Source organism: Gordonia rubripertincta (assembly GCF_038024875.1).
Taxonomy (GTDB): domain Bacteria; phylum Actinomycetota; class Actinomycetes; order Mycobacteriales; family Mycobacteriaceae; genus Gordonia; species Gordonia rubripertincta.
In genome coordinates this window covers 1,160,807-1,186,024 of the sequence record NZ_CP136136.1, presented here as the reverse complement: position 1 = coordinate 1,186,024, position 25,218 = coordinate 1,160,807, and the positions used below count along the sequence as shown (strand labels likewise).

At 67.0% G+C, this 25,218-nt stretch carries 24 protein-coding genes; 10 read left to right on the top strand and 14 right to left on the bottom strand.

Annotation, left to right across the window (positions count from 1 at the left end; all coding sequences use genetic code 11):
• Positions 1–102 precede the first annotated feature (102 nt).
• The 3 genes from RVF83_RS05320 to RVF83_RS05310 all read left to right on the top strand — a co-directional run bounded on the left by RVF83_RS05320 (position 103) and on the right by RVF83_RS05310 (position 2,832).
• Positions 103–1,797 (top strand): transposase, encoded by a 1,695-nt coding sequence (locus tag RVF83_RS05320; RefSeq protein WP_005194066.1) that lies wholly within the window; start codon positions 103–105, stop codon positions 1,795–1,797.
• Positions 1,798–1,982: 185 nt separating this feature from the next.
• Positions 1,983–2,489 (top strand): type IV toxin-antitoxin system AbiEi family antitoxin domain-containing protein, encoded by a 507-nt coding sequence (locus RVF83_RS05315; RefSeq protein WP_005194173.1) that lies wholly within the window; start codon positions 1,983–1,985, stop codon positions 2,487–2,489.
• Positions 2,490–2,559: 70 nt separating this feature from the next.
• Entirely contained in the window at positions 2,560–2,832 is a 273-nt protein-coding gene (locus tag RVF83_RS05310) for a DUF559 domain-containing protein (protein ID WP_005194171.1), read from the top strand.
• A gap of 157 nt (positions 2,833–2,989) precedes the next feature.
• On the opposite strand, the gene RVF83_RS05305 is transcribed toward RVF83_RS05310, so the two are convergent.
• The 4 genes from RVF83_RS05305 to RVF83_RS05290 form a co-directional block, all read right to left on the bottom strand.
• Positions 2,990–4,381 (bottom strand): acyl-CoA synthetase, encoded by a 1,392-nt coding sequence (locus tag RVF83_RS05305; protein WP_005194167.1) that lies wholly within the window; start codon positions 4,379–4,381, stop codon positions 2,990–2,992.
• Between the two features lie 60 nt (positions 4,382–4,441).
• Positions 4,442–5,056, bottom strand: coding sequence for an SRPBCC family protein (locus RVF83_RS05300; protein WP_005194165.1), 615 nt, complete (start codon positions 5,054–5,056; stop codon positions 4,442–4,444).
• Positions 5,053–5,571 (bottom strand): hypothetical protein, encoded by a 519-nt coding sequence (locus RVF83_RS05295; RefSeq protein ID WP_157226794.1) that lies wholly within the window; start codon positions 5,569–5,571, stop codon positions 5,053–5,055. The genes RVF83_RS05300 and RVF83_RS05295 overlap by 4 nt, the downstream gene beginning before the upstream one ends.
• 63 nt (positions 5,572–5,634) lie before the next feature.
• Positions 5,635–6,312, bottom strand: a complete 678-nt coding sequence (locus tag RVF83_RS05290; protein WP_005194161.1) for a helix-turn-helix transcriptional regulator — start codon at positions 6,310–6,312, stop codon at positions 5,635–5,637.
• Positions 6,313–6,586: 274 nt separating this feature from the next.
• On the opposite strand from RVF83_RS05290, the gene RVF83_RS05285 reads away from it, so the two are divergent.
• Positions 6,587–7,330 (top strand): response regulator, encoded by a 744-nt coding sequence (locus RVF83_RS05285; protein WP_005194159.1) that lies wholly within the window; start codon positions 6,587–6,589, stop codon positions 7,328–7,330.
• On the opposite strand, the gene RVF83_RS05280 is transcribed toward RVF83_RS05285, so the two are convergent.
• Genes RVF83_RS05280 through RVF83_RS05260 form a run of 5 tightly spaced genes read right to left on the bottom strand, consistent with a single transcriptional unit; the run spans position 7,275 to position 12,910 of the window.
• Complete coding sequence (locus tag RVF83_RS05280; RefSeq protein ID WP_005194157.1) at positions 7,275–8,147, bottom strand: hypothetical protein; 873 nt, start codon at positions 8,145–8,147, stop codon at positions 7,275–7,277. The genes RVF83_RS05285 and RVF83_RS05280 overlap by 56 nt on opposite strands.
• The gene (locus RVF83_RS05275; protein ID WP_005194155.1) at positions 8,144–9,262 is read right to left on the bottom strand and encodes a cysteine protease StiP family protein; all 1,119 of its coding nucleotides are present in this window, start codon (positions 9,260–9,262) and stop codon (positions 8,144–8,146) included. Before RVF83_RS05275 ends, RVF83_RS05280 begins: the two co-directional genes overlap by 4 nt.
• Positions 9,259–10,572, bottom strand: a complete 1,314-nt coding sequence (locus RVF83_RS05270; protein ID WP_005194153.1) for a phosphoribosyltransferase domain-containing protein — start codon at positions 10,570–10,572, stop codon at positions 9,259–9,261. The genes RVF83_RS05275 and RVF83_RS05270 overlap by 4 nt, the downstream gene beginning before the upstream one ends.
• Positions 10,569–11,801 carry an HpcH/HpaI aldolase/citrate lyase family protein gene (locus tag RVF83_RS05265; protein ID WP_005194151.1) on the bottom strand — a complete coding sequence of 411 codons (1,233 nt, stop codon included), beginning with the start codon at positions 11,799–11,801 and terminating at the stop codon, positions 10,569–10,571. The genes RVF83_RS05270 and RVF83_RS05265 overlap by 4 nt, the downstream gene beginning before the upstream one ends.
• Positions 11,798–12,910: a hypothetical protein gene (locus tag RVF83_RS05260; RefSeq protein WP_005194149.1), complete on the bottom strand. Its 1,113-nt coding sequence runs from the start codon at positions 12,908–12,910 to the stop codon at positions 11,798–11,800. The genes RVF83_RS05265 and RVF83_RS05260 overlap by 4 nt, the downstream gene beginning before the upstream one ends.
• 257 nt (positions 12,911–13,167) lie before the next feature.
• On the opposite strand from RVF83_RS05260, the gene RVF83_RS05255 reads away from it, so the two are divergent.
• Genes RVF83_RS05255 through RVF83_RS05245 form a run of 3 tightly spaced genes read left to right on the top strand, consistent with a single transcriptional unit; the run spans position 13,168 to position 15,283 of the window.
• The gene (locus RVF83_RS05255; RefSeq protein WP_005194147.1) at positions 13,168–13,788 is read left to right on the top strand and encodes an AIM24 family protein; all 621 of its coding nucleotides are present in this window, start codon (positions 13,168–13,170) and stop codon (positions 13,786–13,788) included.
• Between the two features lie 14 nt (positions 13,789–13,802).
• Entirely contained in the window at positions 13,803–14,522 is a 720-nt protein-coding gene (locus RVF83_RS05250; RefSeq protein ID WP_005194144.1) for an AIM24 family protein, read from the top strand.
• Positions 14,519–15,283, top strand: a complete 765-nt coding sequence (locus RVF83_RS05245) for an AIM24 family protein (protein ID WP_005194143.1) — start codon at positions 14,519–14,521, stop codon at positions 15,281–15,283. The genes RVF83_RS05250 and RVF83_RS05245 overlap by 4 nt, the downstream gene beginning before the upstream one ends.
• A gap of 113 nt (positions 15,284–15,396) precedes the next feature.
• Here RVF83_RS05245 and RVF83_RS05240 read toward each other — a convergent pair whose 3' ends face one another.
• Both RVF83_RS05240 and RVF83_RS05235 read right to left on the bottom strand, forming a co-directional pair.
• A complete protein-coding gene (locus RVF83_RS05240) occupies positions 15,397–16,551 on the bottom strand; it encodes a DUF475 domain-containing protein (protein WP_005194141.1) in 1,155 nt (384 codons plus the stop codon).
• 145 nt (positions 16,552–16,696) lie between these two features.
• Entirely contained in the window at positions 16,697–17,272 is a 576-nt protein-coding gene (locus RVF83_RS05235; protein ID WP_005194139.1) for a TerD family protein, read from the bottom strand.
• Between the two features lie 344 nt (positions 17,273–17,616).
• Here RVF83_RS05235 and RVF83_RS05230 point away from each other — a divergent pair, with 344 nt between their 5' ends.
• On the top strand, positions 17,617–19,626 hold the full coding sequence (locus RVF83_RS05230) for an aconitate hydratase (protein ID WP_005194137.1): 2,010 nt from the start codon (positions 17,617–17,619) through the stop codon (positions 19,624–19,626).
• Between the two features lie 3 nt (positions 19,627–19,629).
• Here the strand turns inward: RVF83_RS05230 and RVF83_RS05225 are convergent, their stop codons facing one another.
• From RVF83_RS05225 to RVF83_RS05215, 3 genes are all read right to left on the bottom strand, one after another.
• Positions 19,630–20,055 (bottom strand): hypothetical protein, encoded by a 426-nt coding sequence (locus RVF83_RS05225; protein ID WP_005194136.1) that lies wholly within the window; start codon positions 20,053–20,055, stop codon positions 19,630–19,632.
• A gap of 180 nt (positions 20,056–20,235) precedes the next feature.
• The gene (locus RVF83_RS05220) at positions 20,236–21,327 is read right to left on the bottom strand and encodes an inositol-3-phosphate synthase (protein WP_039879823.1); all 1,092 of its coding nucleotides are present in this window, start codon (positions 21,325–21,327) and stop codon (positions 20,236–20,238) included.
• Positions 21,328–21,384: 57 nt separating this feature from the next.
• Complete coding sequence (locus RVF83_RS05215; protein WP_005194132.1) at positions 21,385–22,098, bottom strand: PadR family transcriptional regulator; 714 nt, start codon at positions 22,096–22,098, stop codon at positions 21,385–21,387.
• A 223-nt stretch (positions 22,099–22,321) separates the two neighbouring features.
• Here RVF83_RS05215 and RVF83_RS05210 point away from each other — a divergent pair, with 223 nt between their 5' ends.
• Positions 22,322–22,714: a DUF5318 family protein gene (locus RVF83_RS05210; RefSeq protein WP_005194128.1), complete on the top strand. Its 393-nt coding sequence runs from the start codon at positions 22,322–22,324 to the stop codon at positions 22,712–22,714.
• A 128-nt stretch (positions 22,715–22,842) separates the two neighbouring features.
• Positions 22,843–25,206, top strand: coding sequence for a transglycosylase domain-containing protein (locus RVF83_RS05205; protein ID WP_005194126.1), 2,364 nt, complete (start codon positions 22,843–22,845; stop codon positions 25,204–25,206).
• Positions 25,207–25,218: the final 12 nt, after the last annotated feature.

Here is a 25,218-nt window from a genome sequence, read left to right as displayed (position 1 = left end):
TCCGTGGCGGCGCCGGCGACATAGCGGGCTGTTGCGTAATTGGCTGGGTCCGGTCCGGCCTGTCGTGGGTGGTTGGCGGCGGGTTCCGGCGATGATGTGTTGGTGGCCAAGGGTTATCGTCCGGTGCAGCGTGATCAACAGTTTCTGATGCCGCCGAGTATGCGGGAATGGCTGGCGGCTGATGATCCGGTGTGGCTGGTCATCGATACGGTCGCCTCGTTGGATACCTCGGCGGTGCAGGCGGTGCGCAAGACCGGCGGAGCCGGTCGCGCCGCCTATCACCCAGATATGTTGTTGACCCTGTTGATCTGGGGTTGGGCACAAGGTCAACGGTCCTCGCGGCAGCTGGAACGGTTATGTCACCGCGACGTCGCCTACCGCATCATTTGCGCTGGTGACGTCCCTGATCACGTGACGATCTCGCGGTTTCGCGCCGACTGCGCACCCGCGATCGAGAACTTGTTCGTTCAAGTGTTGATGCTGTGCTCGCGGGTCGGGATGGGCCAGTTGGGAGTCGTTGCCCTTGACGGCGTCAAGATCGCCTCCAATGCGTCACTGAGCGCCAATCGGACCGAGCAAGGATTGCGCGCAGCGTTGGCCGCCGAGGCTGCTCGTGCCGCGGCCGAACACGAAGCGGCCGATGTCGCCGAGGATGATGCCCATGGTGATGACCGCGGCGATCAGCTTCCCCGCGAGCTTCACGATCCAGGGTCGCGTCACGCCCGGATCACTGAAGCGTTGGCTGACCTGGCTGCCCACAATGAGCAACTCAACGACGCCGAGTCGGCGGCCGCCCAGCGCAAGAATGACCGTGAACAGGCTGGGGAGAAGGCCCAGAAGGCCCGCGAGGAGACGGTACAGCGGGCGCGGGAACGACGGGCCTCTGGCGGGCCCGCCACGGGTAAGGGATCGTTGCCGGTCGAGATCGAGGTCGAGGTGTTGACCGAGTCGTTGGCGCGAGCGATCGCCGTTCACCAGGACAAGATCGACCGCTATCGGCCCGGGCAGCGGGGCCGTGAACCCGGACCGGTCGAGACGAACTACTACGTGCTGCGCGCCCAACGAGCACTCCAGCGGGCCCTGGACCGTCAACAGCAGCGCCACGCCAAATCCGCGCCTGACTCAACTCCCACCCCGCCTGCCACCGCGACTGCGGCAACGACGTCACGGGCGCGACGGGCGCCACGGCGCAACATCACCGACCCGCAATCGCGGATGATGCCGTTGCGTGGCGGTGGTTGGCTCCAAGGGTTCAACTGTCAGGCTGTGACCAGCGACGACGGGCTGATCATCGCCACCGGTGTGGGCAACAGTCCCGCCGATGCCCCCACCTTCACCACGATGCTCGACAAAGCCGTCACTGCCGCAACACTCATCGACACCCATCGACCCCACCCGCCGGCGACGACCGGCATCGGGGTGGTCTTGGCCGATGCCGGATACCTCTCCGAACACAACCTCACCACCCCCGGACCCGACCGGCTCATCGCGACCGGCAAAAGCCGGGCAGTTTCAGAAGCCGCGCAACACACTCCGACCCACGGACCACCGCCACCAGACGCCTCGCCGATCGAAGCGATGGCCCACCGGTTGGCCACACCAGAAGGGCATGCGCTTTACCGTCAACGCGCCCACATCGCTGAAACCCCGTTCGGCCACGCCAAACACAACCTCGGATTCCGCCGCTTCACCAGCCGCGGACTCGATAGAGCCGCAGCGGAATTCAGCTTCCACGCCCTCGTCCACAACCTGTTCAAAGCCATCGGAAACCCCGCCCTGGCCCCCGCCCTCACCTGACACACCGCCCGGCCAGCCACCGGCCAACCCGACCCGAACCCGACCCCCACACCGATTACGCAACAGCCCGATAGTGTCGTCGAGTCGGTTGTGGAGGGCCTATTCCAGGGGCGGTTTCCAGCGGAGTTATCCACAGCTCCGGGACGCCACGCTCGATCGAGTCCCCAGCACCTGACACTGGACCGATGGACTACGACCAGCTGATCGAGCGCTTCGGGGGCGTGGTGTCGACCCGGCAGCTGCTGGAATCCGGAGAGACCACGCCGGATATCCGACGCGCCGTCGAAACCGGTGCGATGCACCGGATTCGGCACGGATGGTTACGAGTTCCCGGCGCCGACCCCGAGATCGTTGCTGCGGTGGCCGACAATGCCGTCGTGTCGTGCGCGACCGCTCTTCGACGGCACGGGTTGTGGATTCCCGACCATCCCGTCGAGTCCCATGCGCGCGTGACGCGGTACGAACGACGTCGGTCCCCCGACCGATGCCGACGCCATGGCCGCCCGACTCCGGCTCGGACCGCCGTCGACGATGTCGCGACCGCCCTCCAGTACGCCGCACGGTGCTTCGACGAGGAGGGCTTCGTCATCCTGTGTGACTCCGCTCTACATCACGGCAAGCTGACCCACGACGATCTCCGTTCCGAGTTCCGACTCACACCTCGCGATCAAGAACGCGATCGAGAGGTGTGACCGGCTCGCGGCGTCGGGAACAGAGACGGCGGCACGCCTGAGGCTGAGGAGTGCCGGGTTACGCGTCGAGGTGCAGCATCTCCTGCCCGGGGTCGGTTGGATTGATCTGCTCGTCGGTGAGCGGCTCGCGATCGAACTCGACAGCCGGGCCCACCACACCGGCGAAGACGACTACGAAAGCGACCGCGTCAGGTCCCGCAAGCTCATCCCGCTGGGCTATCTACCGATGCGACTCACCTACGCGCAGGTGTTCAGCCACTGGGAGACCACGTACGCCGACATCGCGGCCGCGGTCCGGAAGGGGTACCACCGCAACCGCGCTGCCGCCGGAAATCACCCCTGAAATCGACCCCTGCTCTCCACCCTCCACAGCCTCCAACAAGTCAGGCTGTTGCGGTGACCACTTGAACCTGCCCGCCACTATGTCGCCGACACCGCCAGCGAGGGTGCTTTCCAGGGGCGCTTTCCGGTGCGGGATGCCGGGCATGACCCGCAAGCCCTCAGCCGAGCAGCTTCTTCTGAACCTTCCCCATTGCATTGCGCGGGAGGGATTCGACGAACCGGATCTCTCGTGGCCGTTTGTGATTCGACAACTCGCCGGCGACGAATTCGATGAGCTCGGTGTCGGCGACGTCGTCGGCCACCACATAGGCGACGATCCGCTGGCCCAGGTAGTCGTCGGGGACGCCGACCACCGCGACCTCGCGGACCGCCGGGTGGGCGAGCAGTACGGTCTCGATCTCGCCGGCTCCGATGCGGAAACCGCCGGACTTGATGAGGTCGGTGGCCCGGCGTCCGACGATTCGGTGCATGCCGTCGGGGTCGATGACGGCGACATCCCCGGTGGCGAAAAAGCCGTCGGCGAGCCACGACTCGGCGGTCGCGTCGGGGCGATTGAGGTAGCCCGACGACATCATCGGGCCCCGTACGTGGAGGTCGCCGACGGATTCGCCGTCGTGGGGCACGTCGGCGTCGCCCTCGCGAAGCCGGGTCTCGACCCCGACAAGGGGGAGTCCGACCCAGCCCGGACGGCGCTCCCCGTCGACGCGGGTGCTGAGCGTGATTAGGGTTTCGGTCATACCGTATCGTTCGACGATCTCGTGGCCGGTGAGTTCGCGGATGCGGTCGAAGACGGGAACCGGCAGCGGGGCGCTGCCGGACACGAGAATGCGTGCGCCGGTGAGGGTTCGGGCCGCATCGGGTTCGGCGCCCACCCGGCTCCAGACGGTCGGGACGCCGAAGAACATCGAGGCACCGGCCTCTGCGGCGGCGGCGTACCCGGCCGCCGTCGGCTTCACGGTGTGGATCAAGCGGCCGCCTCGACGCAGCGGACCGAGGACACCGAGGATCAGCCCGTGGACGTGGAAGAGTGGAAGGCCTTGTGCGAGAGTGTCATCAGCGGTCCACAACCAGGCGTCGGCGAGGGCGTCGAGTCCCTCGGCGATCGCCTGCCGGGTGATCGGCACGCCTTTGGGTAGCCCCGTGGTGCCGGAGGTGTAGAGGATCAGTGCCGTCGAGTCGGCGTGGGGTTCGGGATGCCGGTGCCATGACTTCGCGTAGCGCCGAACCGGGACCAGCGGGAGCGTGGCGTCGGCGGGTGCCTGCCCGAGCCACGCCTGCGCGCCGGAATCGGCCAGTATGTGCGCGAACTCGCGCGGACCGGAGTCGGGCGGCACGGGGACCACCGGCACTCCGGCGATGAGCCCGCCCACCATCGCGAGGACGGTCTCGACCGTCGGATGCGCCAGCACCGCGACGGTGCGTGCGCCGGCTATCCGTTCTGCCACGGCCGTGGCGGCGCCGACCAGGTCTTCTCGCGACAGCCGATCGTCCCCTATCCGGATGACTTCCGGATCGTCCGGGGCAGTGGGGGTCAGCGTCGGCAGCAGCACCCTTCAACTGTGCCACGACGGGCATGTGGTCCCGTGGATCTCCTGCGTGACCTGCGTGGCTCACCCGGCGTGCGCGAGCGCTTCGGCTCGCTCCTTGATCCCGTGGAGCATCTTGCGTTCCATGATCAGCGACCCCGGTTCCATGGGGATCATCGCCAGCTTCTTGCCCAGCCCGGTCAACCGGAATCGGTTCCGGCTGATCAGCCGTGTCGAGGCGCCGTCGGGGACCAGAGTGAACGACCACACCCAGTCACCGTCGGTGGTCCGGGTGACGAAAGCGTGGTCGGATTCGGCGATCTCGATCCGCGAGGCCTCCGGTCCGACGCCGATGGTGTCGCCGACGACGGGATGCTGGAACTCCTCGAGCACCCGGTCGGTGCTGTGCATGTCGAGCCCGAGGAGGTTCTCGATCCAGTCATAGGTGTACGCGCCACCCCGCGGGGACGGGCCCATCTGCGCCAGCCACGGATAGATCGCCTCGGGAGGTGCGTGGATCGTGATCGCCCGTGTGGCCACCCCGTCGGCGTCGGGCAGCAACTCGTCGCCCGGGAGTGCTGCAGCGACTTCCTCTTCCGTCGCTCCCCAGGTCATCACCCACGGCCGCACCCAGGCGTAGTACGTGCCGGAGCACGCGGCAGCAGCCAGCAGACCGGCGATGATCGGGCCGCTCCTCATTGCCGATTCCGGTTTGCCGCGGCGGACAGCGGGCGAGTCGGATACGTGTCGCCGGGCGGAGGTGCTGGGCGACGCGTCAGTGCACGCCGCCACAGAATGGCCAGACAGATCTCGATGATCCCGAAGGCGACGATGACCGGTTGCAGGAAGAAGAAGATCTGGAGCAGCGCGATCTGGATGCCGATCCAGACCACCAACGACGCGCCGCTCAACAGACCCCCGAGGATGCCGATCCGGGAGTCGACGGGCAGGAGGACGACGGCCAGTGCGGCGAGCGCATGTGGCACGCCGATCGCCGCGATGAGGACGAGACCGGGGCCGGTCCAGGTGTCGAACGGTGTGTTGTGCAGCCACTCCCGGGGCATCTGCCACCGGTCGTCGGCGAGCGCCAGACCACCGTCGATCGCCTGATAGGCGACCAGTATCTCGACGACAGCCAGCAGTGCTGCGGCCCAGGTACGTCGGTATCGGGCGGCCATGGGGAGCGGGCGGCGGAGGCCCGGTGTCGACCTCATGATTCAAGTCTGCGCGCCCGACGACGCGGCGTCGTGGGTACTAGGTCCCTGACCAGGATGTCCTCAGGGTCGAACCCAACCGTCGGCCATGAACTCGAGGAGGAGCTGGGCCTTGTTGCCGACGGGCCGACCGGCTTCTTCGTATCGCCGCACGACGCGGCGGTAGTGCTCGCGAACCGTGCTCTCTGCGATCTGGTGCGCTTGCGATGTCTCGCGGAGCGTGGCGCCGAGGGTGTAGGTCTGCAGGATCTCGCGTTCGCGTTCGGTCACCCGCACGCGGTTGGCGGGCGCGGGCGGGGTCGACCTCTCAGAAGGGCCAATGGTCGCGGCGAGGGCCTGGCGCAGTGCCGCCTCGGCGCCGGGCGCACGGGGCGAGATCCGGATGTGGTCGCGTCCGGTGATCCCGTCACCGAGAAAGACGACGCGTACGTTGCGCAGCATCGGCGCGCGCCGGACCAGTGCGAGGGTGCCGGGCGACCGAACGAAGAGGACGGCGGGATTGCGCAGGTAGGGGAGCTGCGCAGGCTCTACGAGCATGGCGCCGTAGCCGACCCCCTCGATGAGGGCCACCAGTGCGGCGTCGAACAGATCGCCTTCGGCAACCACGGCGGCGAGGCGTTTGGCCTGCGAGTGCGGACCGGCGGGTTGCGGTGCGCCCCGGCCGGCCGAACCGAGCCGGGACACATCGGGCTGCGTAGTTGCTTCGTGCGGGCGGTGGAGCTCGTCCAGAGGGGCTGACATCGGTACCGTCCTCCTGTCGACAGAATCACTACCGGCTCCGGTATCGCCATGGTCGACGGATCGGCGTTCCCCGGGAAGCCGTGATCGACCTTTGCTCGCGATCTGGCAGGCGGAGAGATGAACTGCTCTCAACGTCTACTTCTCTAGGGTTACGAACATCTGTCGGTAAGTCATGGTCTTTGCGACCTGATTGATAGGTAATCGAGCCATGATTGGCTCGAATGACTCCAATCAATGCGTGATCACGCACGGATGCTCTGCATCAGGCAAAATCATGCACGTGCCGAATCGTCTGCGCGTGCTGGTTGCCTCCCCACTCGGTCACGTCGTGGCAGGCCCTCTCCAAGGCGCGCTCGAGCACGCCGTCGTCACGGTGGCGACGAGCGACGCCGAGTTCACCCGCTCGGTTGCCGGCCACGTCCGGTTCGACGTCGTGATCGCGGACCTGATCTGGAACCGTCCCGACCTGGAATGGCGGTTCGACGGACTCGACGCCATCGACGCCCTGAACCAACACGATCGTCAGGCGCCGGTCATCCTCGCGACCCAGGGCCACGGGGTCGAGCTCGACCATCTCGACGAGGCGCGGTTGCGCGACGAGGTCGCCGGCGTCATCGCGAAGTCCGACGGGTTCGCGACGCTCATGAGTGCGGTGCGCGCGGTGGCGCTCGGCCAGGGACTCGGGGAGAAGCCGGGGCCTTCGCGTCGGAAGCCTCTGTACGAGCTGTTCACGGGGCAGCGGGGACAGACCGCGGGACGTCTGGCGGGCGCGATCGCCTCGGGCAACGCGTCCGATGGTGCGACTCTGGCCCGCGCGGCCAAGGTCTCACCCAACACGGCGAACAAGGTGACGAGTCACTATCTCGGCCCGATCATCTCCGAGCGCGGCGAGGAACCGACGTCCTCCCCGATGACGCAGGCGGCCGTCTACCGCTGGTGCGGTCTGCACGCGCGGTACCTGATCAGCTGGTGCCGACGGCACGGGCACTCGGACGTCCTGGGTCCGATGCCGTCCTGACCGAACACCGGTCGTGGAACCATTCGAGGATCTCCACGCCGGCGAGAGCTCCGGTCCCGGCGGTGACGGTGAGCCCTGGCGTCGTCCACCCGAGGAGCTCGAGCTCGCCGTGGCGGGGTCGGATCGCGTGATCGGCGAGCTCGAGAAGGTCGGCATCGAGCCACCCGTCCCCGGCCGCGTACAGCTCCGCGTCCGTTCCGATCACGCCGTCGTCGACGAGCCGCCCGCGCACCTCGGCGATCGCCGCGGACTTGGTGACCGACCGCGGCGTCGCGTAGATCTTGCGACCCTGCTGCGAGGCCACCCACCCGTGCGCCGCACACCAGTCCTGCCACGCCGGCAGGAAGTCTTCCGGCTGGGCCGCCGGTTCGACGACGAGGTAGCAGAACAGGTCGTCGGCGATACGCAACGACTTCACCCAGGAATCGTCGACGCGGGTGCGGAGTTCGGTCAGTACCTCGTCGAGCCCTGCGCCGGATTCGGAGACTCCACGCTCGACCTGGCGACGCCACTCCGGGTCGTCGGTTCCGTCGACGAGGATCCGCCCGCCGTTGCTCGCCACGGCATACCGGAACGGCCCGCCGGGCAGGGCGATTCGTTCGTACTGGGCCGGCGTCCGCGTCGTCGTCGGGATCACCGGTACCCGTTCAGCGAGGCGGGACAGGAGTTCGACGGCGGTCGCCGTCATGTACGACAGCGGGGCGTCGCGGTAGATCTCGACGCAGACGGTGTCGAGGGAGGCGAACTGTGCCTCGCCCATCGCCGGCTGCGAGTAGATCATCGTCCGGTCGAGGTCGGTGGCGACCAGAACGCTCACGCGTCCTCCTTGATCAGCCCGACACACGAGTACGCGAGATCGGGTGAGACCTCCACCGGCACTCCGCGTTCGGCGGCGAGGAGTCGGATGTGGCGGTGCTCGGGTAGGTCGTCGGCGCGGACGAGCACCCGCCACGGCACTCGACGCAGCAGCACGCGGGTCGTCTCGCCCACGCCCGGCTTGACCAGGTTGATCGACGACAATCCGTAGTCGAGCTGGATACGTTCGACCGATCGCCATCCCGACCAGGTCGGCGTCCGATGCTCCGCGGTCATGGCGGCCAGCGTGGCGGCGACGCGGTCGGCGACGGTGGGGAACTCGGCGCTCACCGCATCGAGAAGCCGGGCGGAGACGTCGAACTCGGCCAGATGCCGATAGAACTTGGCGCCGTGGAACTCTCCCGGACCGGTGTGGTCGGCGTTGAGGACCGTGCGCGACACCAGACCCGACACGGTGGAGTTCAGGCATGCGGAAGCGATGAGGAAGTCGTCGCGCGTACCGAACAGGGTGGTGCAGGAGCCGGGATCGGCGAGCACGGCCAGTTCGTCGTGCAGTGCCGGGCGGCCGGGCAGCTCCGCGTACTCGGCCAGGGCTGCGGTGAGTTCGCGCTGGATCGCACCCTTTCCGGTCCACCCGTCGACGAAGACGATCGACTCGGCGGGATGGCGTTCGACGATGTGGTCCAGTGCGACCGTGTCGATCCCGCGATCACGCACGATCGAGATCGTGTAATGCTGGGGCTCGATCCCGTGGACCGCCTGCATCCACCGGCGGATCAGGATGCCGACGGGTGTCCCGGCTCTCGCGAGCGACACGAGTGTCGGCAACGAAGCCCGTTCCGCGAGAATCAGTTCGGAGACGACGCCGACCGCCTCGGCGAGACGTTGCGCCGATGACCGCAGGGTCGCGTGGAAGAGGTCTTGATACTCACGACCGGGTTGATACTCGATCGGCAGGGACTCGGCGTAATGCGCCTTGCCCGACTGGATTCGGCGTTCCCGCTCGTGCAGGTCGCCCTCGAGTGCGAGGTCGGAGAGGTCCTTGAGCAACCATGTCACCTCATCGGGTGCGTAAGAGCCGAAGTCGGGACCGCGGAGCGGGGGTGTGGACGTCACGGGTTGACCGCCTGTCGTGATGCGCGGAGTTGCGCCTGGTCTGTAGCCGGCAGGATCGCCAGCGTGACGGGATGGCCTGCGGCGGCGAGGACGTCCAGGAGGCCGCCGGGAGCACGGAGATCGGGGGTGTCGGCCGGGGTGTCGACCACGACGACCACCTGGGGATCGGGCAGGGCGTCCGACGAGACGTTGTAGATGTAGCGCGGTGTTTCGGGATCGGATTCGGGTGCGAGGAAGCGGAAACCGCGACGCAGCGGGTAGCCGGGCACGTCGTGGACCTGCGCCGGTGACCGGGTGGTCGTCTGGTATCCGGTGATGAAGCCGCGCTGCTCGAGGCGCTCGGCGATGCACAGCGGCGCGTACATCAGCTCCTCGTGTCCGATCACGACGACGGGGCGATGCAGATCGAGACGTTCTGCGATGGCCGCGGCGGCGGCCTCGGTCGCCTCCCGGAACGGCACGGTATCGGATCGTTCGAAACCGTGGCGGCCGCCGTCCGGTGTCCCCACCGGCCAGTCGAGCTCGAGCGTGGTGACGCGCGCCCGTTCCGGCGCAACGGGATTGAGCGTGTCCGAGGGCAGCCCCCACACGTCGTCGAGCAGCGTGGGCGGCAGCGTGACCGAGCCGTGTGCCAGTGCGACGTAGGCGACCTCCACGCCGAGGCCGGCGGCGACCTTGCCACACTCGGCCCGCTGGTCCTGGCTGCGCATGTCGACGAGTGAGGCGACGACGAACCGCGTGCGCGGACGCGTCGCGACGATCGTCTCGATCGCGCCCAGTGCCGTGGTGCCGGTCGAAATCTCGTCGTCGACCAGGATCAGCGTCTCGTCCGGTGTGGCGGCGTCGAGAAAGCCCGGATCGCTGGGTTGCAGCAGGTGGGTCGTGGCGTGGGAATGACCTTCTTCGAAGGATCCCGACACGACCACGCCGGGCAGCTCCCGTCGGGTGGAATGCAGGTAGCGGGACGCGGAGATCCGCTGCGCGACACAGTGGCCGAGGCCGGTCGCGGTCTCGGCGAAACCGAAGACGATGGAGTCGCGCGCGGCGTCGGCGCCGATCTGCGCGATGATCGCCGCACCGAGGTCGTCGGCCGCACCGCGCACGATGCGGGGAGGCGTGGGTATGTGCTTGCCGAGCACCGTGGAGACCAGCAGGTGGGCGCGGCGTTTGTTGTGTCGCAGACCGAGGACGACGAGGTCGCGCAGATGGTGCCCGGCGTACCCGCTGCCGTCGGATGCGGCATGCACGCCGAAGCGGGTGCTGACCCAGTCCGGTTCGCGGTCGGAAGGATGGTCGCTCGCTGCGTTCACCGGGCCGCCGGTCCCGGAGCGGCGAGGGCGGTCAGGAGATCGACGAAACTGACGCCCTGGCGGGTCACGCCGAAGGCAGCGGCCCGGTCGATCACGCGCAGCGCCCAATTGCGATGGGGTTTCAGCTCGTTCATCTTGTTCCGGTACGACGATGCCCGGACACCGCCGGCTTCACCGGCGAGGATGTCGAGCGCATCGTGATATTCCTCGTGGGTCACCGCGGACAGCGCGTGCACGGCGGCGACGTGGGCCGGATGGATCACCGTCTTGCCGTGGAGGCCGTTGGCCCGGTCGAGCGAGATCTCGCGCAACAGGCCGTCCATGTCCCGGCTGACCAGTTGCTGCCGGAAGTAGACGGCGTCGTTCTCGCGAAAAGGAGTGTGCCGCAACATCGGTTGGAACATACGCTCGTGGTCGGCGAAGTACTCCCACACCGGTCCGGTCACGATGAAACCGGATTCGTCGGTTCGTCCGAGATGATTGACGATGCCGGCGATCACGTCGGCGGCGACTCGGACGTCGTAGATCGTGAGGTCGCGGTCGCGTCGGATGCCGAAGTAACCGCAGATGTCGGTGGCCCCGATACGAACTGCGAGCACGTTGGCGCGATGCACGCTGAGGTGTGCGGCCAGGGCGGTGAGTTCGTCGTCGCGTGTCTCGCGGTGGACCACCGCGGCGGACTCCAGGACCGGCATTACCCAAAGGTGTTGTCCCAGTACCGCACTCGCCTGGACGATGGCGGAGAGCGCCTCTTCGGCGTTGGTGGAGTCGAACTTCGGGATGACGAAACCGGTGAGCGCGGACGGGGTGCCCGGTGCCGAGGGGGTCACGAGGGCCCTGGCGATGCGCACGATGCGGTCGGCCGATCGCGGACGGACGAAGAGGAGCATCGGCGCGCCGGGGTTGTCCGCGATGTCACGCAGCGCCGCGACCGCGTGGTCGATGGCGTCCGCCTCCTCGTGATCGGCGACCGCATCCTCGAGGTCGATGACCATCGAGATCACGCCCTCGGCTCGGCGTTTTCGGATGACGTCGGCGAGGTCGGGGCGGGTGGCGGGCACGTAGAGGGTGGCGCCCAGCGCGATCGCCAATCGCTGTGCGGGCCAGGCGCGGTCGATCGGCTCCGGTTGCCGGAAGAACAGTTGCTCCCGGGTCTCGAACCCCAAATGATCGAAATGCCGGATTGTTCCGGGTTCGAGCCAGGTGTCGTGGCGTGCCGTGGTGGTCATCGTGCGGCCACCTGTCCTCTCATCCGGGAAACGATCTCGCTGATCCGGTCGTCCACGGCCCGCAGTCGGGTCAGGTATCCCCAGTAGTCGGGGTGGACGCGATCGAGGTCCCCCTTCGCTCGCTCGATCCGGTCGGCCTGAGCATCGAGCACCGAGCCCCATTCGTCAACCAGGGCGTGATTCACCGCGAAGAGCTGGGCGTCGCGGAGACGGAAGCGCACGGTGCGTTCGGTTGCCTGTGGATCGGCGCGCACCTCGCGCAGGACGCGCAGTCGGTCTAGGACGGCGTCCACGGCGGCCTCTGCCACGGACAGGTCGTCCCGGGCGGAGTCGGCCTGATCGATCGCCTGGTCGGGAGCGTCGGTGAGCATTCCGCGCGCCGTCGATATCGCCGAATCCGCGCGGGCCAGACGCTCGTCGACCACGGTTTCGGTGCGTTGCAGGTCCGCCGAACAGTCCGCACTGAAGTCGCGGCGCAACGCCGAAAGAGTTTCGGGAACCAGGGCGCGGCGGGTCGCGATGGCGCTGCGCCGCGTTTCCACCGATCGGATGACCCGTCGGGCGCGGTCTTCGAAGGAGGGCGCTTGCTCGAGGATGTTCTCGAGTCGGTGTGCCGATGTGATGACCGTCGCAGCGGCCGACTGCCGCTCGCGCAGCTCGGAAGCCTGCTCGAAGACTCTCAGGGCACGGTCGAGTTCATCGGTGGCACCGGCGACCGACTGCAGCCGTGCAACTGTCGGACCGGCGTTCTCCAGGGCGGTCATCGCCCGGTGCGCGGCGACGCGGGCCTCGTGGTCTTGGACGTTCGCGGCCTGCATTGCGGCGCGGGCGCGTCGGAGTGCACCGGCGTTGGCATCCGCGAAGGCGCGCATCGACGCCGTGACCGCACGGAGGGCCTCGGTGGATCGCTCGTAGTCCTGTTGGCGAAAGCGCGTGCCCTCGGGCGGGGAGACGAGGTGGAGGTAGTCGGCGGTCGCCTCGGCGTGCTGTTCGCGGATCGCCGACCATGCCCCGCGCAACTGCGAGCGCGGGTCGGTGGCGGCGACCACGGCGACCGCCGGATCGATCTCGGCGAGGACCGCTTCGGACTCCAGGAAGGCCGCTGTCATTTGTTCCGATGATGCAGGTGAGGCGGAATTCGTGCGTGAATCGTTGCCGAACCAACGACGTACGAAGTTTCCGGGCACGACACGATGCTATCGGCTAATTTCAACTCGGTATGAGGCCGGACCGGCCGAGACGATCCACCGCCTCACACCGGAGATGGATGCCGATCGGCGTCGGTGCCGTGATTCGGGACGGCGTCGGGGAACACACGAGGGGGGCCGAGTAGCGGCCTCCCGGCGGCGCGAGAGAGGCACGTCGAATGCAGTTGGTACAACGATCCAAACGCGTGGTCGAGGCCAGGCTGAACAACACGTCGGTCCGCGCGATCAGCGGGTCGATGGTGGCTTATGAGGGGCAGGTCGCGTTCAAGTCGGCCGGCTTCGGTGGTGGCGACGGCGTGCTCGCCGGCCTCAAGCAGCGGGCGACCGGTGAGGCGCTGTCCCTCATGGAAGCCTCGGGCAACGGCATCGTCTACTTCGCCCACAACGCGGCCGAGACGACGATCATCGAACTCAACAACGAGACGTTGCAGGTCGAGTCCCAGCAGCTCATGGTGCTCAACGGGAACCTCCAGACCAACGTGGCGTTCGCGGGTCTGCGCGGCGCGTCGTCGGGTCAGGGCCTGTTCACGACGACGGTCAGCGGCTACGGCCAGATCGCGTTGCTGTCCAACGGTGGACCGCTCATCCATCTCGAGGTGTCACCGCAGTACCCGCTCGTCGTCGACCCGGACGCTTTCGTTTGCGCCCGTGGGCAATTGAACCAGTCCTTCGTCACCGACGTGTCCTGGCGCTCGGTGATGGGACAGGGCGGCGGCGAGGCGTTCTCGCTGCGGTGGGACGGAACCGGTGTCGTGTCGATCCAGCCGGCCGAACGGTGAGGGTGAGGTAGCGAATGTTCACCAAGGTCAACAGCAAGATCGTCTCCGTCGACATCGGTCGCAGCGGGCCCGTCGTCGCTCGTAAGGGCGCGATGATCTTCTACAAGGGCAACGTCTTCTTTCAGCCGCACCAGATCGCCGGTGCCGGAATGGGCGGCGGCATGCCGGGATTGGGTGCGATGGGCGGCATGGCCGGTCGTATGCTCGCCGGCGAGCACGAGTCGACGATGATCGCGCAGGGGCAGGGCGAGGTGCACTACGGATTCCTCGGCATCGAGGTGCACGTCGTCGATCTCGGCGCGGTCGGCGGGACCATCCGCGTCGAGGCGTCCCGGCTGCTTGCGTACGGCGCCAATCTCCAGGCGTCGGTGGTCTCGGTCGCCTCACAGGGAGGCGGTGGCGGGGGAGGCGGAGGCGGTGGCCTCTTCGGAGCACTGCGGTCCGCCGCGGCCGGCGCCGTGACCGGTCAGGGCATGTTCACGACGCAGCTCTCGGGTCCGGGATCGGCCGTGATCCTCGGCCACGGCGGGGTCTTCGAACTCGAGGTGACTCCGAACAAGCCGCCGGTGACCGTCGACCCGCAGGCCTTCGTCGGCTCCGCGGGACAGGTCAACACCAATCTTCGCTCGACCGTCAGCTGGCGCAACGTCGGCCGGACCGGAGGTGAGGCAATGCAATTGGAGTGCTCCGGACAGGGCATCGTCTACGTGCAGGCATCGGAGGAGAAGCTGTGAGCCAACTCAACACCGTGTGGAATCCGATGACCTTGCCATCGGATGACAACGTGCCGGACAACAACTACTCGTTCTGCATCGATCTCAACCAGCCGTGGTTCATGTCCAAAGGCGCGATGATCGCCTACTACGGCCAGATGCAGTTCACCTCGCTCCAACAGGGATTGCAGGGTCAGCTGCTGCAGATGGTGGCCCAGCAATTCTCTGCCCCGCTGTACCTGGGCGACTACGTGGTCGCCGAGGGGCAGGGCAAGCTGATCATCGGTGACCGCGGTTACGACATCAACGCCTACGACCTCGAGGACGGCAACCTCACGATCCGTGCCTCGAATCTGCTGGCGTTCCAGCCGAATCTCTCGCTGAACCAGTCGATCGTGCCCGGCTTCCTCACCCTGATCGGCACCGGGAAGTTCCTCGCATCATCGAACGGGCCGGTGATGTTCGTCGAGCCGCCGGTGCGCGTCGATCCGGAAGCCCTTGTCGGATGGTCGGATTGCCCGTCCCCGAGCCACCACTACGACCAGGCGTGGGTGAACAGTTTCATCGCCGCCGCCGGCCAGCGGTTCGGCATCAACTCCGGCGAGGAGCGGCAGTTCGACTTCACCGGCGCCGGAACGGTTCTGGTGCAGTCGAGCGAGAAGGTGCGCGACGACTCGTCGGTCCTGCGCACCATCCAGGGCCAGTTGCCGGGTCTCTCGGTACCCGGCCTGCAGCAGATCAACCAGCAGATCAGTCAGCAGCTCACGCAACACCAGGGCTGACACCGGCGGAAACGAGAACTGCGCCGCAGATCCCGAAAGGATCTGCGGCGCAGTTGTTCGTCTGGGCCTCTGCTCCCTGAGGTGCGAGGAGCGTAGCGACGAGCCTCGAAGGGCTAGACCTCGACCTTCTCCTGCTCGCCCTTCGCAGCGAGCCGGTTTCGGCGGACGATGCTGGAGATCAGGGCGGCGATGATCAATGCGACACCGATCAGGCCGGTGATGATCTCCGGCACGTGGGTGCCGATCGAATACAGCAGGATGAACGCCAGCGCACCGATGGCCCAGTGGGCGCCGTGCTCGAGGTACACGTACTCCGAGAGCGTGCCCTTGCGGACCAGGTACACGGTGAGCGAACGAACGAACATCGCGCCGATGAGGCCGAGGCCCAGGGCGATGATGATCGGGTCCGCGGTGATGGCGAACGCGCCGATGACGCCGTCGAAGGAGAACGACGCGTCGAGCACCTCGAGGTAGAGGAACAGGAAGAAGCCTGCCTTGCCCGTTGCCTTCGCGAGATCCGACGGTCCCTTGCGGCCGCCGGACTCCTCGACCGCTGCGTTCTCGGCCGTGTCGGTACCCGGCTCGGCGGCTTCGTCGTCCTCCTCGGTCTCGACGTTGAAGTACTCGCCGAGGCCGTTGACCAGGATGTAGGTGATCATGCCGAGGGCGCCGGCGATCATGACCGTCGACCGCTCGTCGGCCGGTGCGATGAACGTCGCGGTGAGCACGAGGAGAGTGATCGCGATGACGACCTCGAGCATCTCCAACTTGCCGATCTTCTCCAGCGGCCGCTCGATCCACGACAGCCAGGTGATCTCCTTCTGTTCGAAGACGAAGCCCAGGAACAGCATCAGCAGGAACATGCCGCCGAATGCCGCGATCTGCGGATGGGCGTCGGTGATGATCGTCTCGTAGCTCGGCGAGCCGTCGGCGAAGTATGCGGCGTCGTTGGGCGGCGGGTTGAGTGCGAGATCAAGCGCCTCCACCGGGTTCAGACCCGAGGCGAGCCACACGATGACCAGCGGGAACACCAGGCGCATACCGAAAACCGCGATCAGGATGCCGACGGTGAGGAAGATCTTCTGCCAGAATTCGCTCATTCTGCGAAGAATCGTGGCGTTGATGACCGCGTTGTCGAAGGACAGTGAGATCTCGAAGACGCCCAGGATGGCCGTCAGGATCAGCGCTTCGATGCCGCCATAGAGGAACGCGATGATCAGCGACACGATCGTCACGACGACCGAGAGGCCGAAAATTCTTACTACCACTGGATGGTGGCCTTTCTGAGGTGTTCAAGGGACCACTGCCGACGGCGACGCCGGAGGGTGAAGACACGAGGATGCCGCACCCACTCTAGGAGGGGTGCGGCATCCTCGCGGAATCTGCTGCGCGAACAGCAGGCGAAGACCGGACTCAGACGTTGACACCGAAGTCGCGGGCGATACCCGCGAGCCCCGATGCGTAGCCCTGGCCGACGGCGCGGAACTTCCACTCCGAACCGTGGCGGTAGAGCTCGCCGAACACCATCGCGGTCTCGGTGGAGGCGTCCTCGGTCAGGTCATAACGCGCGATCTCGGAACCGCCTGCCTGGTTGACGACGCGGATGAACGCGTTGCGGACCTGTCCGAACGACTGCGACCGCGCATCGGCGTCGTAGATCGAGACGGGGAAGACGATGGAGTCCACCTCCGGCGGGACACCGGCGAGGTCGACCTTGATGACCTCGTCGTCGCCTTCGCCCTCACCGGTCAGATTGTCGCCGGTGTGCTCGATCGAACCGTCGGGGGAGCGCAGGTTGTTGAAGAAGACGAAGTGCTGATCGGACAGCACCTTCTTGTTCGCGCCGAGCGCGATCGCGCTGGCGTCGAGATCGAAGTCGGTACCGGTGGTGGTGCGGATGTCCCAGCCGAGGCCGACCGACACCGCGGTCAGTCCCGGGGCCTCCTTGGTCAGCGAGACATTTCCACCCTTGCTCAGGCTCACGCCCATGGTTATGCGCCTTTCTGTTGGTACGTGGTCTGGGTGCCGTCCAGCGCGCCGACCCAAGCCGGGCGCACGGAGCGATCGACAACACTCTATGTGAAGGGCGCGAAGCGGTCACTGAGTCGGATGCATGACCTGCGGATTCCCGGCTCTCGGGTGCCACGCGACAGGTTGTTTGTCGTACAAGCGGCGTTCCGGACCCTGGCGCATGTCGGTTGTGGCTGGGACCATGGGGGCAGTCCGAGCGAGAGCGCCTGGCGCGTCACCGCGTCGACGACGCGGACAGGTTCTGACTCCGGTTCAGCCCCGAGCCATGCACGGCTCGGGCGTGACCCGATCAGGAGTGTGCGATGCCTGCCCAGAACGTTGCCCGGAAGCTCATCGAAGCCCACCTCGAGGCCGGGGACATGACTCCCGGCGACGAGATCGCGATCCGCATCGACCAGACCCTCACGCAGGACGCGACCGGGACCCTGGTCATGCAGGAACTCGAGTCGCTGGGTCTCGACCGCGCCCGCACGGAGGTGAGCGTCCAGTACGTCGACCACAACCTGCTGCAGACCGACGAGAAGAACGCCGAGGATCACGAGTACCTGCGCACCGCGTGTGAACGCTTCGGGCTCTGGTTCTCCAAGCCCGGCAACGGCGTCTCCCATCCCACCCACATGCAGCGGTTCGGCATTCCCGGCAAGACGATGGTCGGGTCGGATTCGCACACGCCGGCGGCCGGATCGCTCGGGATGCTCGCGATCGGCGTCGGCGGACTCGAAGTGGCACTGGCGATCACGGGTCGGCCGTTGAACATCCGGATGCCGGAGATCTGGGGCGTTCGGCTGGAAGGCGAACTGCCGCCGTGGTGTTCGGCCAAGGACGTGATCCTCGAGATGCTTCGACGGCACGGCGTCAAGGGTGCGGTGAACCGCATCATCGAATACCACGGCCCCGGGCTCGCGAGTCTGACGGCGATGGACCGACACGTGATCGCGAACATGGGTGCGGAACTGGGTGCGACGACAACGGTCTTCCCCAGCGACGACGCGGTGCGCGAGTTCCTCCGTGCCGAGGGCCGCGAGGACGACTGGACCGAGCTGGTCGCCGACGACGGCGCGACCTATGACTCCGAGGAGACCATCGATCTCGCCGAGATCGTCCCGCTGATCGCCAAGCCATCCTCACCGGGGGACGTCGTGCCGGTCAGCGAGGTCGCCGGCGAGGAGATCTCGCAGGTGGTCATCGGGTCGAGCGCCAACCCCGGGCTCCGCGACTTCGCGATCGCCGCAGCGATGGTGGCGGGGAGACAGACGTCGTCGAGTGTCAGCTTCGACATCAACCCGACCTCGCGCGAGATCCTCACCGACCTCACCAAGATGGGCGCCACGACCGAGCTCGTCGTCAGCGGCGCGCGGATCCACCAGGCCGGCTGTATGGGTTGCATCGGCATGGGGCAGGCGCCCGCGACCGGGCAGAACTCGCTCCGCACGATGCCCCGCAACTTCCCCGGGCGGTCGGGCACCAAGGACGACAAGGTGTGGCTGTGCTCGCCGGAGACGGCGGCCGCGTCGGCCCTGACCGGCGTGATCACCGATCCCCGTGACTGGGCCGCCGACAACGATGCCTCCTATCCGGAGCTCGGGTTGCCCGAGGAGCATTCGATCAACACCGCGATGCTGGTCCCTCCGCTGTCGCCGGAGGAGGCGACGAAGGTCGAACCGGTGAAGGGGCCCAACATCTCCGACCTGCCGGACCTCGATTCGCTGCCCGACGTCGTCGAAGCGCCGGTGCTGCTGAAGGTCGGCGACAACATCTCCACCGACGACATCTCCCCTGCCGGCGCCAAAGCGCTGCCGTACCGGTCCAACATCCCCAAGCTCGCCGAGTTCTGCTTCACCCGGATCGACGACACCTACACCGAGAGAGCACGATCCGCGGACTCCGGACACATCATCATCGGTGGCGAGAACTACGGGCAGGGCTCGTCGCGGGAGCACGCGGCGATCGCGCCCCGCCACCTCGGCCTGCGGGTGGTGATCGCCAAGTCGTTCGCGCGCATCCATTGGCAGAATCTCGCCAACTTCGGTGTGCTGGCAGTGGAATTCGTCGATCCCGCCGACTACGACGCCGTCGAGCAGGACGACACCCTACGGCTCGAGAACCTTCGGGATGCGCTCGGCGCCGACGACATCCTCACCGTTCGCAACGTGACCAAGGACCGGAAGTTCGAAGTCCGGCACCGACTCTCGAAGCGCCAGGTGTCAGATGTGCTGGCGGGCGGGCTTATCCCGCGCCTCGCGGCCGAGGAACACCCGGATGAGCATCGCGTCGAGGAGACCGTGTTGCAGGACAGCGGCGAGATCAGCTGAACATCAGCGTACGTACCCCGTGAGCTGGTAGGTCTCGGGCGGGCCCGTGATCGAGGAGTACAGCGAGATCTGGGTGAACGCACCCTTCTTGGGTGCGAACAGCCAGATCCCCACCGGGTACTTCGCGACCTTCCCGGCCGCACAGTTCGGCTCGCACAGCTTGCGGCTCTCGTTGCCGAAACCGACGGCGAAGGCGTCGGTCCACGCGAGCCAGATGATGTCGGAGACGATTACTCCCACGTCGGCACAGAAGATCGACGAGAGAGTGCGTGGTTGAACCAGTTTCGCGCCGTCGCAGCCGCCCACGACGGTCGTGGCCGGCGTGGGGGGCGGTGCGGCGGTCGCGGTTCCGACCCCGGACAGCCCGAGCATCACGACGACGCCCGTGACAGCCACTGCGACACATGCCCTGAACAATTTCGAAGCCATCCCGGTCGTCTCCTCGTCGCTCGTCCGGCAGCCGGCGGTTCGAGGACTCATTTTCGGGCAAGCGTGACCAGGTCACCGGCGATTCACGAATTTGTCGTCGGAAACGACGACGCCCCCGCCGGATCGTGAGGATGTACCTCACGAATCCGACGGGGACGTCGTGGATCGTTCCGAAGAGGATCAGGCCTCGACGATGAACGCCTCGAGCTGCTGACGCGCGACGTCGTCGGCGAGCTGCTTCGGCGGGGACTTCATCAGGTAGGCCGATGCCGGGAGGATCGGGCCGCCGATGCCGCGGTCCTTGGCGATCTTGGCGGCGCGCACGGCGTCGATGATGATGCCGGCCGAGTTGGGGGAGTCCCAGACCTCGAGCTTGTACTCCAGGTTCAGGGGCACGTCACCGAAGGCACGACCCTCGAGGCGGACGTAGGCCCACTTGCGGTCGTCGAGCCATGCGACGTGGTCGGACGGGCCGATGTGGACGTTCTTGTCCTCGACCTTGCCGGCGAGCGAGCCGGTCAGGTTGGAGGTCACGGCCTGGGTCTTCGAGACCTTCTTGGACTCCAGGCGCTCACGCTCGAGCATGTTCTTGAAGTCCATGTTGCCGCCGACGTTGAGCTGGTAGGTGCGGTCGAGGGTGACGCCGCGATCCTCGAACAGCTTCGCCATCACGCGGTGGGTGATGGTGGCGCCGACCTGGCTCTTGATGTCGTCGCCGACGATCGGGACACCGGCGTCGGTGAACTTCTGGGCCCACTCGGGGTCAGAGGCGATGAAGACCGGGAGTGCGTTGACGAAGGCGACGTTGGCGTCGATGGCGCACTGTGCGTAGAACTTGTCGGCCTGCTCCGAGCCCACCGGCAGGTAGCTGACGAGGACGTCGACCTCGGCGTCCTTGAGGGCCTGAACGACGTCGACACCCGAGCCGTCGGCCTCGGTGATGGTCTCGAGGTAGTACTTGCCGAGACCGTCGAGGGTGTGGCCGCGCTGGACGGTGACACCGGTCGGCGGCACGTCGGCGATCTTGATGGTGTTGTTCTCGCTCGCGAAGATCGCGTCGGACAGGTCGAAGCCGACCTTCTTCGCGTCCACGTCGAACGCGGCGACGAACTCGACGTCGCGGACGTGGTACGGACCGAACTTCACATGCATCAGGCCGGGAACGCTGGCGTTCTCGTCGGCGTCCTTGTAGTACTGCACGCCTTGCACCAAGGATGAAGCGCAGTTTCCTACGCCCACAATGGCAACGCGCACCTTATTGGGCTCACCCATGGTCGGGCTCTCCTTCTTGTTGCGGCGTCGCAGACCTTCGCTGCGCCACCGGTGTTTTCACTTGCTCGGGTGCCCGAGCTGTTCGTCCCGGCTCTGCGTCGAGTCCGGTTCTGGCAATTCGTCATCGGATCGTCCGATGCCGGCGTCCGGCCCCGGATCGACAGGTGACTGTTCGGTTCCGGCGTCGTCCCGAGCGGTGTCGTCGGGATCGAACGTGTCGGAATCGAACGGACTTGGAGTCCCGTCTCGCTGTTGGGAGCTCTCGGCGGCGATCAGCTCGTTGAGCCAGCGGACCTCCCGTTCGCTGGACTCGAGGCTGAGTTGATGCAGCTGGCGGGTGTAGCGATCGACCGCCCGGTTGGACCGTCCGACGATCTCCCGCAACCCTTCGCGGCGCTCCTCGACCTGCCGGCGACGGCCCTCGAGGATGCGCATGCGCGCAACTGCGGGAGTCCGGCTGAAGAACGCCAGATGCACACCGAAACCGTCGTCGGTGTAGTTCTGCGGCCCGGTGTCGGCCACGAGCTCGGCGAACCGAGCGCGACCGGCATCGGTGAGCTGGTACACCCGACGCCCACGACGAACCTTCATGCCCGAGGGCGCGTCGGCTTCGTCGATGAGACCGTCGGCCTGCATCCGACGCAGGGTCGGATACAGCGAACCGTAGGAGAAGGCACGGAAAGCCCCGAGGAGCCCGGTCAGCCGCTTGCGCAGCTCGTAACCGTGCATGGGGGCTTCGAGAAGTAACCCCAGGATCGCGAGCTCGAGCACTTCGTCACCCCCTCCGGTCCGTCGATGTGTCGGAAGGTGCTGACAGCACAACACCTCGCTCCGATGTGTTAGCAAATGTATCGCACCGATATAACCGTGTCCACGACCAGGTCGACCGACGAAGGTACACCGGGTCCCTGGCTGGTTTCGGCGGCCACCCGGTCCCGTGAGCGGCGGACCCGTCGCGCCGACGGCAAAGGTGTGACCACGTACGCTTGAACCCGTGCAACGCCAGATCGTCGACTACGCCCTGCAGCGGCGCGCTCGGCTGTCCTCGGTCCACGCGGGCCGGACTGCCGTGGCCGACGTATGCGATGCGAGTCCGTACCTTCTGCGCGCGGCGAAATTTCACGGTCGGCCTAGTGAAACGATGTGCCCGATCTGCCGAAAAGAGCAGGTCACCCTGGTTTCCTGGGTGTTCGGCGAACGGCTTGGCCAAGTCAGCGGCTCAGCGCGGAGCACTGAGGAGATCACCCGGCTGGCGACCACCGCCGAGGAGTTCTCGGTGCACGTCGTCGAAGTGTGCCGGACGTGCAGCTGGAACCATCTGGTGCAGTCATACGTTGCCGGGCTGCCGCCGCGGACCACGCGTCGCACCCGACGTGTGGCCAAGTAGCGCGCTGGCCTGCGGGTTTTTGCCGGGGCCTCATGCGTGCTGTCAAAGTGGAGTGGCACGAGGCTAGAGAATGAGACCGAGGCCAGCGGCGTGTGACGCGCCGCACGGCCCGGTAGGAAAGGTGGACGATGAGCGAGGCGTACGGTTCTTCGCCCACACCGCGCGGTACCGGATCCCGTCCCGGTCGCAACGGTGGCGGTAACAACGGACGAGCCAACAGGCAGGCCGCTCAGGTGCGGCAGAAACGGTTCGCATGGGCGCTCGGCGCCGTGGGTGCGATCGTCCCGGCCATCGTCCTGGTGTTGACCATCGCGTTCGCCTTCACCTACTTCACCGCGGAGATCCCCGAACCCGAGGTCAGCCAGAAGGCAACAATCGTCGACACCTCCGGCCGCACCCTCGCCGACATCACCCAGCCCGACGGCAACCGCCAGGTGGTGCCGTTCGACGAGATCCCCGACACGATGATCCAGGCGATCGTCGCCGCCGAGGACCGCGAGTTCTGGACCAACAACGGCTTCTCGCCCCGCGGTCTGTCCCGCGCGGTGATCGGTCAGATCACCGGTAACACCTCCGCCGGCGGTGGTTCGACGATCACCCAGCAGTACGTCAAGAACGCGATCGTCGGCGACGAACGCAGCTTCGACCGCAAGTTCAAGGAACTCGCGATCGCCGCCAAGATGAACGAGCGACACGGCTGGTCCAAGGAGAAGATCCTCGAGGCCTACCTCAACACCATCTACTTCGGGCGCGGTGCCTACGGCGTCGCCGTGGCCACGCAGAAGTACTTCAACAAGTCGATCACCGATCCGGCGCGTGCCAAGAAGAACCCACTGACCTTCGAAGAGGCCGCGCTGCTCGCCGGCGTCATCCGCGCACCGTCGTATTACGACCCCGAGAACAACCTCGAGGCGACCGAGGCCCGGTGGCGCTACGTGCTGAGCGGCATGGTCGCGACCGGCGCCATCACCCAGCAGCAGGCCGACAACGCGGTCTTCCCCAAGACCGTCAAGGCGCGGGTCAGCGGCAGTGACGAGACACCCGGCCCCAACGGTCTGATCAAGCGTCGGGTGCTCGAAGAGCTCAACAGCGTCGGCATCACCGAGAAGCAGTTGCAGACCGGCGGCCTCAAGATCAGCACCACCATCGACCCCCAGGTGCAGAACGGCGTCGTTCAGGCGGCCTGCCGCAAGAACAAGATCTACAAGTGCCCGAACGGCCAGCTGAACGGGGAACCGGACGACCTCCTGGCATCCGTGGTGTCCATCGACCCGCAGTCCGGGGCGGTGCGCGGCTACTACGGCGGTGACAATGCCGGCGGCTGGGATCTCGCGCAGGCCGGCCTCCAGACCGGCTCGTCGTTCAAGGTCTTCGCGCTCATCGCGGCCCTCGAGCAGGACATCCCGCTGTCGAAGACCTACAGCTCGGCGCCCTTCGAGGCCAGCGGCGGACTGACGGTCGAGAACTCCGACGGCGAGAGCTGCGGCTCGTGCAACCTCGCGACCGCGATGAAGATGTCGCTGAACACCGTCTACTACCGCCTCATGATGGACCTCAAGCGTGGCGCCGAGGACGTCGCCGACGCGGCGCACCGGGCCGGCGTCGCCGAGTCCTTCGGCAACATCGAGAAGACCCTGCAAGAGGCGAACGGCTCCCCTGAGGGCGGCGTCGTACTCGGCCAGTACCAGTCGCGCGTGATCGACATGGCCTCGGCGTATGCGACGCTCGCGGCCTCCGGCGTCTACCACGAGCCGTACTTCGTGCAGAAGGTCACCGACTCCGAGGGCCAGGTGCTCTTCGAGCGCAAGAACGAGGGCAAGCGGGTCTTCCCCGCCAAGGTCGCAGACACCGTGACCGCGGCCCTCGAGCCGATCGCGGCCTACTCCAACGGCAACTCGCTCTACGACCCGTCGCTGGGCGCGCGTCCGTCGGCTGCCAAGACCGGAACCGTGCAGCTCGGCGACACCGGCAAGAACAAGGACGCCTGGATGGTCGGGTACACGCCGCAGCTGTCCACCGCGGTCTGGGTCGGCACCAACGACGGCACCGCGCTCACCAACTACAGCGGCGCGTCGATCTACGGCAGCGGCCTGCCCTCGCAGATCTGGAAGGCGGCCATGAACTCCGCCCTCGAGGGCAAGGAGATCAAGGAGTTCCCCGAGCCCGAGGAGGCGATCGGCGGACAGGTCGGCATCCCGTACGAGGCGCCGGCGACGACCTACGCCCCGCCGACGCGCTCGCGCGGACCCTCTGTCCCGACCTTCGAGATCCCCGACCAGGGCGGCGACGGCAACCTGACCCTCGCGCCGGGTGTGACCATCCCGCTCCCGGGAGGCGGCCCGCGCGGCGGTGGCGGCACCGGCGGCGGCAACTCGCCGGGCGGGGGCAACTCACCCGACGGCGGAGGCGCCGGTGGCGACAACTCGCCGGGCGGGGGCAACCAGCCCGGTGGTGAGGACGGCGGAGGAATCCCTGAACCGCCCGTCGGCTGACCAGGATCCCCC

Excerpts from the sequence above, each read along its gene's own strand:
- RVF83_RS05250 (WP_005194144.1), top strand. The coding sequence starts at position 13,803 with ATGTTCACCAAGGTCAACAGCAAGATCGTCTCCGTCGACATCGGTCGC.
- RVF83_RS05260 (WP_005194149.1), bottom strand. The coding sequence starts at position 12,910 with ATGACAGCGGCCTTCCTGGAGTCCGAAGCGGTCCTCGCCGAGATCGAT.
- RVF83_RS05230 (WP_005194137.1), top strand. The coding sequence starts at position 17,617 with ATGCCTGCCCAGAACGTTGCCCGGAAGCTCATCGAAGCCCACCTCGAG.
- RVF83_RS05285 (WP_005194159.1), top strand. The coding sequence starts at position 6,587 with ATGCACGTGCCGAATCGTCTGCGCGTGCTGGTTGCCTCCCCACTCGGT.
- RVF83_RS05300 (WP_005194165.1), bottom strand. The coding sequence starts at position 5,056 with ATGAGGAGCGGCCCGATCATCGCCGGTCTGCTGGCTGCTGCCGCGTGC.
- RVF83_RS05290 (WP_005194161.1), bottom strand. The coding sequence starts at position 6,312 with ATGTCAGCCCCTCTGGACGAGCTCCACCGCCCGCACGAAGCAACTACG.
- RVF83_RS05235 (WP_005194139.1), bottom strand. The coding sequence starts at position 17,272 with ATGGGCGTGAGCCTGAGCAAGGGTGGAAATGTCTCGCTGACCAAGGAG.
- RVF83_RS05225 (WP_005194136.1), bottom strand. The coding sequence starts at position 20,055 with ATGGCTTCGAAATTGTTCAGGGCATGTGTCGCAGTGGCTGTCACGGGC.
- RVF83_RS05220 (WP_039879823.1), bottom strand. The coding sequence starts at position 21,327 with ATGGGTGAGCCCAATAAGGTGCGCGTTGCCATTGTGGGCGTAGGAAAC.
- RVF83_RS05205 (WP_005194126.1), top strand. The coding sequence starts at position 22,843 with ATGAGCGAGGCGTACGGTTCTTCGCCCACACCGCGCGGTACCGGATCC.
- RVF83_RS05295 (WP_157226794.1), bottom strand. The coding sequence starts at position 5,571 with ATGAGGTCGACACCGGGCCTCCGCCGCCCGCTCCCCATGGCCGCCCGA.
- RVF83_RS05265 (WP_005194151.1), bottom strand. The coding sequence starts at position 11,801 with ATGACCACCACGGCACGCCACGACACCTGGCTCGAACCCGGAACAATC.
- RVF83_RS05255 (WP_005194147.1), top strand. The coding sequence starts at position 13,168 with ATGCAGTTGGTACAACGATCCAAACGCGTGGTCGAGGCCAGGCTGAAC.
- RVF83_RS05315 (WP_005194173.1), top strand. The coding sequence starts at position 1,983 with ATGGACTACGACCAGCTGATCGAGCGCTTCGGGGGCGTGGTGTCGACC.